Source organism: Streptacidiphilus jeojiense, from assembly GCF_000719095.1.
Classification (GTDB): domain Bacteria; phylum Actinomycetota; class Actinomycetes; order Streptomycetales; family Streptomycetaceae; genus Streptacidiphilus; species Streptacidiphilus jeojiensis.
In genome coordinates this window covers 1-7,563 of record NZ_JOEH01000062.1, presented here as the reverse complement: position 1 = coordinate 7,563, position 7,563 = coordinate 1, and the positions used below count along the sequence as shown (strand labels likewise).

At 68.3% G+C, this 7,563-nt stretch carries 9 protein-coding genes and 2 pseudogenes; 8 read left to right on the top strand and 3 right to left on the bottom strand.

Annotated features, from left to right (window positions below; genetic code table 11):
* The first annotated feature begins 31 nt into the window (after window positions 1-31).
* The 4 genes and pseudogenes from IF29_RS49190 (at window position 32) to IF29_RS49175 (ending at window position 1,360) form a co-directional block, all read left to right on the top strand.
* Window positions 32-166 carry a DUF255 domain-containing protein gene (locus IF29_RS49190; RefSeq protein ID WP_084715562.1) on the top strand — a complete coding sequence of 45 codons (135 nt, stop codon included), beginning with the start codon at window positions 32-34 and terminating at the stop codon, window positions 164-166.
* Between the two features lie 427 nt (window positions 167-593).
* The gene (locus IF29_RS49185) at window positions 594-821 is read left to right on the top strand and encodes a transposase (protein WP_408640850.1); all 228 of its coding nucleotides are present in this window, start codon (window positions 594-596) and stop codon (window positions 819-821) included.
* Window positions 822-833: 12 nt separating this feature from the next.
* Window positions 834-1,085 (top strand): annotated as a pseudogene (locus tag IF29_RS49180) (transposase); the annotation flags it as partial.
* 2 nt (window positions 1,086-1,087) lie between these two features.
* Window positions 1,088-1,360 carry a transposase gene (locus tag IF29_RS49175; protein ID WP_380525340.1) on the top strand — a complete coding sequence of 91 codons (273 nt, stop codon included), beginning with the start codon at window positions 1,088-1,090 and terminating at the stop codon, window positions 1,358-1,360.
* An 87-nt stretch (window positions 1,361-1,447) separates the two neighbouring features.
* Here IF29_RS49175 and IF29_RS0140825 read toward each other — a convergent pair whose 3' ends face one another.
* The gene (locus IF29_RS0140825) at window positions 1,448-2,434 is read right to left on the bottom strand and encodes an alpha/beta fold hydrolase (protein ID WP_030267469.1); all 987 of its coding nucleotides are present in this window, start codon (window positions 2,432-2,434) and stop codon (window positions 1,448-1,450) included.
* 143 nt (window positions 2,435-2,577) lie between these two features.
* Here IF29_RS0140825 and IF29_RS0140820 point away from each other — a divergent pair, with 143 nt between their 5' ends.
* The 3 genes and pseudogenes from IF29_RS0140820 to IF29_RS42980 all read left to right on the top strand — a co-directional run bounded on the left by IF29_RS0140820 (window position 2,578) and on the right by IF29_RS42980 (window position 3,922).
* On the top strand, window positions 2,578-3,183 hold the full coding sequence (locus IF29_RS0140820) for a helix-turn-helix domain-containing protein (protein WP_030267467.1): 606 nt from the start codon (window positions 2,578-2,580) through the stop codon (window positions 3,181-3,183).
* Window positions 3,184-3,444: 261 nt separating this feature from the next.
* Window positions 3,445-3,615, top strand: a pseudogene (locus IF29_RS49170) (hypothetical protein); the annotation flags it as partial.
* 67 nt (window positions 3,616-3,682) lie between these two features.
* Complete coding sequence (locus IF29_RS42980; protein WP_051726691.1) at window positions 3,683-3,922, top strand: nitroreductase/quinone reductase family protein; 240 nt, start codon at window positions 3,683-3,685, stop codon at window positions 3,920-3,922.
* A 238-nt stretch (window positions 3,923-4,160) separates the two neighbouring features.
* On the opposite strand, the gene IF29_RS49165 is transcribed toward IF29_RS42980, so the two are convergent.
* Complete coding sequence (locus IF29_RS49165; protein ID WP_408640851.1) at window positions 4,161-4,232, bottom strand: hypothetical protein; 72 nt, start codon at window positions 4,230-4,232, stop codon at window positions 4,161-4,163.
* A 154-nt stretch (window positions 4,233-4,386) separates the two neighbouring features.
* Here IF29_RS49165 and IF29_RS0140805 point away from each other — a divergent pair, with 154 nt between their 5' ends.
* Window positions 4,387-5,778 carry a nitrate/nitrite transporter gene (locus IF29_RS0140805; RefSeq protein WP_037598685.1) on the top strand — a complete coding sequence of 464 codons (1,392 nt, stop codon included), beginning with the start codon at window positions 4,387-4,389 and terminating at the stop codon, window positions 5,776-5,778.
* 196 nt (window positions 5,779-5,974) lie between these two features.
* Here IF29_RS0140805 and IF29_RS0140800 read toward each other — a convergent pair whose 3' ends face one another.
* Window positions 5,975-7,384, bottom strand: coding sequence for an APC family permease (locus IF29_RS0140800; protein ID WP_232242910.1), 1,410 nt, complete (start codon window positions 7,382-7,384; stop codon window positions 5,975-5,977).
* Between the last annotated feature and the right edge of the window lie 179 nt (window positions 7,385-7,563).

Here is a 7,563-nt window from a genome sequence, read left to right as displayed (position 1 = left end):
CGGGGTCAGCCCACCGCCCTGTGCATACTTCATGCTCCGGTCGTACCGCAGGGATCAAGGAACGTCAGCCACCCACGGCCATCACGCTTTCAACCTCAGTAAGAGGCGCGACGTGCCCATCCTGCTATCGGTTGGGTATTCGTCGTGCCACTTATGCTTCTGTTAGTTTACTGGTGCCATGTGATGGCTCATCAGTTGTACGTGGAAACATTGGAATTGGGCGTCGGGAACTCGCTTCAGCATTCGAATTGAGCCAGCGTGTTCCATTCGGGGATCAGTTTCGCTGACCTGCTGGCGATGATTTAGAGAGCCTGTCTCGACAGTGCATCCCCTGTCCGGAGAGCAGTAGCCCTGCTGCGAGTGGTCCTCAACTCTATTGGCGACGAATATTGCTGAATTCATACCCGCATTTTGGCAACTCAAGTAGGCTGTGGATAATCGTGAGAATCACGCAGCACCCGGCCGTAGAGGGTGTCTGAGAAGTCGTCAGGGGCAAGCGGCGTCGAGAGGAAAGAAAGGCGTGTCATGTCGCGACTGCGCTACCCGACGGATGTGGCCGATGCGAAGTCGTCTGTGCTGGAGCCGCTGATCCCGTGCCCAAGACCGGTGGCTGCCCCGTGGCCCACCCTCGGCGGGAGATCGTCAACGGCATCTCGTACTGGTTGAGGGCCAGGTGCGCCTGGCGGCTGCTTCCGCATGACCTGCCGCCGTGGCAGGCGGTTTACCACTACTGGCGGCGCTGGCGAATGGAGGGCCGTTGGCAGGAGATCGCTGCTGTTCTGCGGGAGCGCGAGCGGATGCGGCAGGGCCGTGATCCGTAGCCCTCGCCAGCAGTGATCGACAGTCAGAGCGTGCACGGCACCGAACGCGGCGGCCTACACGGCTGCGACGGCGGCAAGAAGGTCCTTGGCGTCAAACGCCACCTGCTGGTGGACGTCCTCGGGCTGGTCTTGGCGGTCGTGGTCAGCCCGGCCGACGTCGGCGACCGCGACGGCGCAATGGTGCTCCTGTCCATGGCCAGCCGGGTCTACGACCGCTTACGGCACATCTGGGCCGACCAGGGCTACAGCGGACAACGACTGCACGAATGGGCCCAGGCGGCCGTCGCGATGACCATCGACGTGGTCCAACGGTCCGATGGCGGAGCACGACACACTGGGCGCCCAACGACAAGCCCCCACCGCCGACTCCCCGCCTCGCGGTACCTCCACGCAGATGGGTGGTGGAGCGCAGTTTCGCCTGGCTGGGCCGCTACCGCCGCCTCGCCAAGGACTGCGAGTACCTGCGCGCCAGCTGGGAGAACGCCGTGTGGGCCGCCACTGTGTTCCTCCTCGTCCACCGGCTCGGCAAGTCCCCCTGACGACTTCTCAGACACCCTCTAGCCGCTGCGCTCGGGTATGCGGGCCGAACTGCTCCGTGTGCAGAAGCCCCGGTCGCGCCTGGCGGTTCAACCTCTGAGGGTGTTGAGCCAGCCGGTCAGCAGACGGTTGATCTCCTCGGGGCGTTCCTGCTGGATCCAGTGGCCGCACCCTTGTACGAGGTGGGAGGCGGTCAGGCCGGGGAGGCTGGTGGGGAAGGCGTCGATAGCGTCGGACATCCAGGTGGTGGAGGCGTCCAGGGCGCCGCCGATGAACAGGGCCGGCTGCTTGATCGGGGCTCCGCGGTGGGGGGCGAGGTCCTCCCAGTCGCGGTCCACGTTGCGGTAGCGGTTGAGGGCTCCCGTCAGACCCGTGCGCTCGAACTCTCCGGCGTAAACGTCGAGGTCGTCCTCGGCCAGCCAGGCCGGGAGGATGCCGGCGGGAAAACGGTCACGAAGCTGGCCGCCGTGGGCGACGAAGTGTGGGTCGGGCTCGCCCTGGGCGGGCATGGTGTCGGCGGACAGGGCGGCGTAGAAGCCCGCGAGCCAGCCCCGCACGTCAGGCTCGATCTCTGTCTCGGCGCGGCCGGGCTCCTGGAAGTAGGAGACGTAGAACTCCTGCTCGGGGCTGCCGATCTGGCCGAAGATGTCGGTGGGGCGGGGGCCGCCGGGTGGCGCGTACGGGACGCTCAGCAGGGCGACGGCCCGGAAGACCTCAGGGTGGAGCAGGGCGGAGATGGCGGCGATGTTGGAGCCCCAGTCGTGGCCGACGACCACCGCGTTCTCCTCGCCTAGGGCGTGCACGAGGGCGACGTTGTCCTCCACCAGGTCCAGCATCCGGTAGGCATCGGTCTCCGCAGGCTTGGAGGAGCGGCCGTAGCCGCGCACGTCGATCGCCACCGCCCGGTAGCCGACCGCGGCGAGGGCGGGGAGCTGGTGGCGCCAGGAGTACCAGGACTCGGGGAAGCCGTGCACGAGCAGGACCAGCGGGCCGGTGCCCTGCTCGACCAGGTGCAGGCGCCCGGCAGGGGCCTCGACGGTGCGGTGGCGGAGTGCGGCGGACGGCTCGGGCTGCATGGGGCTTCTCCTAGGCTCGCGGGTGGATGCAGGTACGCATCGATCATGCGGCGCAGCGACCGTCCACCGCGATTACCCTTGCCAATCTGGCAAACTTGCAGGACGGGATGGTCGAACAGCACCTCCGGAAGAGGGCAGAGCGGGTGACAGGCGACGACGTGGCCAACATGCTGGAGGCGATGGGCCCCCGGCTGCGGGCCGCACGCGAACACCGCGGCTCCACGCTCACCGGCGTCAGCTGCGCGACCGGCATCTCCCCGAGCACGCTGTCGCGGATCGAGACCAGCCGACGCAAGCCCACTCTGGAAGTGGTGCTGCAGTTGGCGAAGGAGTACGGCGTCTCCCTGGACGAGCTGGCCGGCACCGCTCCCGCCGCCGCGCCCCGCACCTCCGCGCTCCAGCGTTTCGGCGACGACAAGGCGGTGCTGCCACTGACCCGGTACGTCGGGGGCCTGCACGCCCACAAACACGTCCTACCCGCCGTCCAGGAGCCGCCCGCGCGGCCCCGGCAGGTCTCCCACGACGGCTGGGAATGGCTGTGCGTCCTGTACGGGCGGCTGTGGCTCGCACTCGGCGACCAGGACCTCGTCCTGAGTGCCGGGGACGTCGCCGAGTTCGACACCCGTAATCCCCACGGGGTAGCGAACGCCGGCCCCGGCGGCGCGGTCGAGTACCTGATCATGTTCGGGCCGCAGGGAGAGCGCCTGCGACCGCGTACCCCGCCCGCCCCCGGCCCCAGGGCCCGGTAGCAAGCAGCGAATGAAACGGCCTGACGTCCCGGATACGCCCGGGATGTCAGGCCTCTTCCTCGCCGTCCCCAGCGGCGTCGGGGTCGCGGAAGGGGCGCAGGCCCTGGCCGAAGCTGCTGGCCTTGATGTTGAACAGGTAGCGGCCCAAGGGGTTCTTATCTGGACACTGAGCCGATGTCACTTCGGAGAAACTGCGCCGCAGGCCGTCCGTTCCTCGTAGGTCGCCCTGCTATCGCTAGGCATGGATGACGAGGAGCCGGAGTGAAGGTCGTCAAGGAACGGGGAAGGCGGCATCGTCCCCCGGGTCCGACTGCTCGACGACGTCGGCGAGCCGGTCGGCCCGGTGTGCCGGTCCTGAGCCACCTCGGGGACCGGGAGTTCTCCCCGAACACCTTGAGCGCCTACGGGTACGACCTGAAGCACCTCTTCGCGTTCCTGACCCAGGAGGGTCTGGACTGGCAGGACTTCCGTCCGCCGCACATGCGGCCGGCCGCGCCAGGTGGTCCTGGAAGTCAGCGGGCGCGACACGCAGACCGGCGCCTACCACCTCGCCTCAGGACTGGGGCCCACAGCCCAGTGGTACTGGGACATCCAGTACAATCCGCAGGTCACGATCCAGGTCGGCCGCCACCGGCTGCCCGTCGTCGCCCACCCGATGACCCCCGAGGACTTCTACCGGATCGGCCTCGACCACCTCCCGTTCGTCGAGGTCACCCCAGAGCACCCGAGTATCCGCTGACCCGCGGTTCGGGTCTTCGCAATCTTCGAACGGGCGCGGAGAGCCGCGCTGTACGGGCCGAGAGTGACTCCATGGCTGGAGCTCCTCGCTCTGCTTCGTCTGCGCCGAGTCCCATCCGGAGTGTGTGATGGAGGCCGCGGCTGGGGCGTTGGCGCGACGTGGTTCGGTCGCCTGGGGCGGGCGATCTTTGCGGTCATGACCTTCGCGTTCCTCGGACCTGCGCGCAGCTGCCGGAGTTTCACACAGCCAGGAGTTCAGCGATCTCCGCCAACGGCAGCCTCAGGCGCTTGGCCGCCGCGATGAACGACAGGCGCTCCAGTGATTTCTCTCCACCTCACAGTGGCCCGTCGGCCGTGTCAGGACCTCGTTACGGGCCGGGTGGTGGGGGATGGCGGCCGGTTAACACGATCCGCCTAGCGTGCAGGTTCCGGAAGGCATTCGGCCGCCTGGCGAAAGGACTCCCCGTGGCAATCGACACGAACGCGACCACAACCGGACTGCTGCCCCCCAAGGCGTCCGATGACGAGCTTCTGCAACGTCGACCGCATCGGTGGATCGACCGCTGGCTGCCGGAGGACCAGCAGTTCTGGGAGGCGGTCGGTTCCCGGACCGCGCGCCGCAACCTGGTCTTCTCGATCCTCTCTGAGCACATCGGGTTCTCGGTGTGGACCATCTGGTCGGTCCTGGTGCTGTTCATGCCCCAGAAGACCTACGGCTTCAGCGTGAGCGACAAGTTCCTGCTGACGACCACGCCGGCAGCGCTGGGCTCGTTCGTACGACTGCCCTACACCTTTGCGATCGCCAAATTCGGCGGCCGCAACTGGACGGTCATCTCCGCAGGGCTGCTGCTGATCCCTTCGGTCCTCGCACTCGTCCTGCTCAAGCCAGGAGTGTCCCTGAACACCCTTCTGGTCGTCACCGCACTCGCCGGGGTCGGCGGCGGCAACTTCGCCTCCTCGATGGCCAACATCAACAACTTCTACCCGCAACGGCTCAAGGGCCGCGCGCTGGGACTCAACGCCGGTGGCGGCAACATCGGCGTCGCCACCGTACAGATCGTCGGCGCGGTAATCATCGCCGTCTTCGGCGCAGCCACCGATCCACGCGTCCTGCTGTACATCTACATCCCGCTGGTCCTCGCGGTCACCGCAACGGCGTGGATGCGGATGGACAATCTCACCGAAGCGACCAACGACTCCGGCGCCTTGCGCGAGGTCGCCCGCCACCGGCACACCTGGATCATCTCCTTCCTCTACATCGGCACCTTCGGCTCGTTCATCGGCTTCGGCTTCGCCTTCGGCCAGGTCCTGGCTGCCTCAGGTGTCGCGCACCCGATCTACGTGGTCTGGCTGGGGGCCTTCGTCGGATCGCTGATCCGTCCGGTCGGCGGAGCACTGGCCGACCGCTTCCGTGGTTCGACGGTGACCTCGTGGAACTTCGTCGCCATGACCGCGGTGTCCGGGGCCGTCCTGGCGACCTCCCATGCCAAGTCGGTTCCACTGTTCGTGACGGCGTTCACCGTGCTGTTCGCCTTGACCGGCATCGGGAACGGAGCGGTGTACAAGATGATCCCGGCGATCTTCCACGCCCGGGCCCTCACCAAGCTGAACGAGGGCGCTGACCCGGAACGGGAGAACTTCCAGGCCCGAAGGCTGGCCAGCGCCCTGGTCGGTGTCGCGGGAGCGGTCGGCGCCTTCGGCGGCGTCCTGGTCCAGATCGCATTCCGTCAGTCCTTCCTGTCGACAGGCACCGGCGACGCTGCCTACAGCGCCTTCATCGCCTTCTACGCACTGTGCGCCGTCCTGACCTGGACGGTCTACGTCCGCTCGCCGCACGACAGCCTGATCGGAGTCTGAACCCGGGATCCGCCCCACCGGCCGAGGCCGGCCACACCGGACCGAGGGGCGGTGCTGCAACGCCGCCCCTCGCAATGGGCGCTGGGGCGCCGCGGCCTTGTCCATGAGTCGCAGGTCCGGGTCGACGGCCTTCGCGCTGTTCCTCGCGTATGAGCCGTTGGTGGCGGCACGCTGAACAGCTTGTGGACTGTGCCGGTCAGCTTTCGCCTTCGGCGGTGGCGTCACGGATGCCGCGGGGACGTCCGGCCTTGACCCACATCCGGTACAGCACGCCGGCGACGGCCACTGCCGCGGCCAGGGAGGCGACGGGTTCGCCGCGGAGCAGGTTGACCGCGAGGACGAAGGCGACGGCGAGGGCGCCGACGGTGTTGACGGCCAGGTGGCCCCAGTGGCGTTCGCGGCCGGAGAAGCGGGCCATGGCCAGGAGTCCGGCCAGGAAGGACATGAAGACCGAGACCGCGTAGAACAGGACCAGGCGTTGGTCCTGTCCGCCTGCGGCGGTGATGACGAGGGCGGAGATGGCGAGGAACAGCAGGACACCCCAGTAGGGGGTGTGGTGCCGGTTGGTGCGTCCCCACAGGGCGGGCAGGATCCCGGTGTCGGTGCCGCCGGGGCGGTGGTGGCGGGCCAGGGCCTTGAGCAGTCCGGGTCCGGCCTGGAAGGAGGAGGACGCTGCGGACAGCAGGAGCAGGGCGGTGCCCAGTTGGAAGACGGCGTACAGGCCGCCGGGTGCGGCGCGCTGGGCGAGGTCGGCGATCTGGGTGCTGTCCGGGGCGGGGATGCCGATGTGCAGGTGGACAGCTTCGGCGGTCAGGCCCAGGGTGATGCCGCCGACCAGGATCAGGGTGAGCCACAGGGTGATCTGGCCGAAGCGGCGGCGTCCGGCGTCGTCGAGCTGGCCGAGTTGGGCGATGGCGGAGGAGGGGGCTTCGACGCCGGTGGCCAGGGCCATGGCGACAGGGAAGGCGAGAGCCACTGCGATCGGGGCCCAGTGGCCTGCGGTGTGGGTGATGGTGCCGCTGGGGTGCACGGGTGCGGTGAGGCCGCCGGTGAGTACGGCGATGGTGATGCCGATGAACGCGAGGGTCATGACTGCGAAGATGGCCCGTCCCAAGTGTCCGAACCAGGTCAGTGCGGCTACGGCGGTGGTGAGCAGCAGGGCCAGGGGGATGCGCCAGGGGGCGGCGGCGGGCGCGTAGGCGATGATGGCGGAGGCCCCGGCGGCGGAGCTGATGGCGATGGTGAGGACGAAGTCCACGATCAGTGCGCCGATCGGCACGAACGCCCAGGCCTCGCCGAAGGCTTCGCCGGCAGCGGCTGCCGCGCCGCCGCCTTGGGGGTAGCGGGCGACCAGTTGCTGGTAGTTGACGATGACCAGGGCGATCAGGCCCACGACCAGGCCCATGGTGGGCAGCAGCAGGTCCAGGTCGCCGTGCAGGGCGCGAAGGGCTGCCTCGATGGCGTAGGCGACGGAGGAGACCGGGTCGGCCATCACCGCGAACGCGAAAGCGATCAGCAGCACCGGGCGCGCGTGCAGCCACCGCGACCTGCCCGAGGGGGTGGGTTCGGCGGTGGGCGCGGCGGACCGCTTGGGGGTAGTGGTCACGGCGTGTGCCTCTCCCGGGGCGCACCGAGGCGCGCGAAATGGATCGCCGACCAGACTTCCCGGCACACCAGATACGGGACGTTACTGACTTTGGAAGCGTGATGTCGTTGGGGGCTGACGGAGTGTGATTGTCGCGGTATGCCGGGTGTATGAGGTATCCGCAGGGTGGTGGGCTGACG

Bases quoted from the DNA above. Each gene is read 5' to 3' on its own strand.
- IF29_RS49190 (WP_084715562.1), top strand. From the start codon at position 32: ATGCTCCGGTCGTACCGCAGGGATCAAGGAACGTCAGCCACCCACGGC.
- IF29_RS49175 (WP_380525340.1), top strand. From the start codon at position 1,088: ATGGGCCCAGGCGGCCGTCGCGATGACCATCGACGTGGTCCAACGGTC.
- IF29_RS0140825 (WP_030267469.1), bottom strand. From the start codon at position 2,434: ATGCAGCCCGAGCCGTCCGCCGCACTCCGCCACCGCACCGTCGAGGCC.